Source organism: Lactovum odontotermitis, from assembly GCF_054658595.1.
Window position 1 is genome coordinate 1 of the sequence record NZ_BAAGGQ010000049.1, and the last position, 1,398, is coordinate 1,398.

The following is a 1,398-nucleotide window of genomic DNA, read 5'->3' on the forward strand; positions in this document are numbered from 1 at the left end:
ATGTAGGCGCGCATGGCGTCTGCCCCCTGACCCTTAATCGTGTCTGTTCCTGCAAGCTGAGTCAGTGCCTGACTCATGGCTTCTAAGGGCTGACTGCGGTTCAGGAGTCCTCTGACCACCCGCTCTGCCAAATCGGTCAGCGAATCATAATAAAGCTCGTCATTGCTCATTAACTGGCCTCCTCATCCGTGTTGATGATATTCACAGCCAACTGGCGGAACTCTTCAAGGTCGGTCGCGCCTTTGTTTATGTTTGCTAATCTTTACTTGCTAAAATATCTGAACCTTCTGGTAGTATTTCTTTCAGTTCTGCTTTTGTGAAATACTTTTGTACTTCCGCATTATTGGGAATCATTTCGGGAAAATCGGTTTTGTACTTATTCTTCCAATACTCGTCCTGCTTTTCTTTAGGGGCTGGCCACACATCATTTTCTGCATAGAATCCCAAATCATTAGCCGTTTTATCTCCAGACAAATATGCATCAAGTGCGAATTGACTCAAATCAAAAGTTCTTCTTACTGACGCTATCCCTAATTCAATAACTAGATAATATTTCCCCTTATGCTCAAAAAGTGGTAGATGGTCGTTGTTTTTTATGGGGGTGTATTGCGAAACTTCTTCCCATGTTAATTCAGTAAGTGCCATGTGTATTCTCCTTTCGGTACTTCATCAATAATTGCTTCGGGAATCTTCCCATAGGTATAACCTCCAGGTTGCCAATACTCTGGGAATGCTGATTTTTCGTTCCCACTTGGTATATGGACATTTTGAGGATGATCAATATTTATTATAGCGGGATTATCTCCCAAATCTCCGGGGTGTAAGCCTAGTAATTCTTCTAATTTCCTTGGTTCTCCACCACTAGCCTCAATTACTTTTTTACCAATATCCTTCGGTATTACAAAAGCAACTTTGTCCTCAGGATTTCCTATTTTACCACCATTAAACAAATCTGACGGGCTAAATTTTTGTATCTTAATAGCACCATTCTCAAATTGCTTATTATGTGCAGCAATATACTTCTTAGTTAAATACTCTTCTGGATTTGGTCTAAGTATCCCCTCTTCCAAATCAACCTTAGTATTTGTGATACTATCCAAATATTTTTCCGAAACCCCTGTCTTATACTCGATTTTCGGCGCTTCATCAATTGCATCCCGCAAAACTTTCTGAGCCTCTTCCGCTTTAGTACTAACTTTCTCGCTCGCACTAGCTGCCTTACTTCCCGGATTGCTGAAAGCCATCTTAACCCCAGTCTTAGGCAAGTCATTCGCCGTTTTACCTGCCACACTAAGGATTGAGCGGCTGTCTCCTGCTCCCGCAAAAGCATAACGAGCACCTCCGCTGTTCACAACAGCACGGAACTCCGACATCTTACCCGATAAGTTATCCACAAGA

The 1,398-nt window shown here is 42.3% G+C and carries 1 protein-coding gene and 1 pseudogene; both read right to left on the reverse strand.

The window, feature by feature from the left end:
• Positions 1-255 precede the first annotated feature (255 nt).
• A complete protein-coding gene (locus tag ACYQ2E_RS11275; RefSeq protein ID WP_460018158.1) occupies positions 256-645 on the reverse strand; it encodes a hypothetical protein in 390 nt (129 codons plus the stop codon).
• Positions 627-1,398, reverse strand: a pseudogene (locus ACYQ2E_RS11280) (hypothetical protein); the annotation flags it as partial. The pseudogene ACYQ2E_RS11280 and the gene ACYQ2E_RS11275, both read right to left, overlap by 19 nt.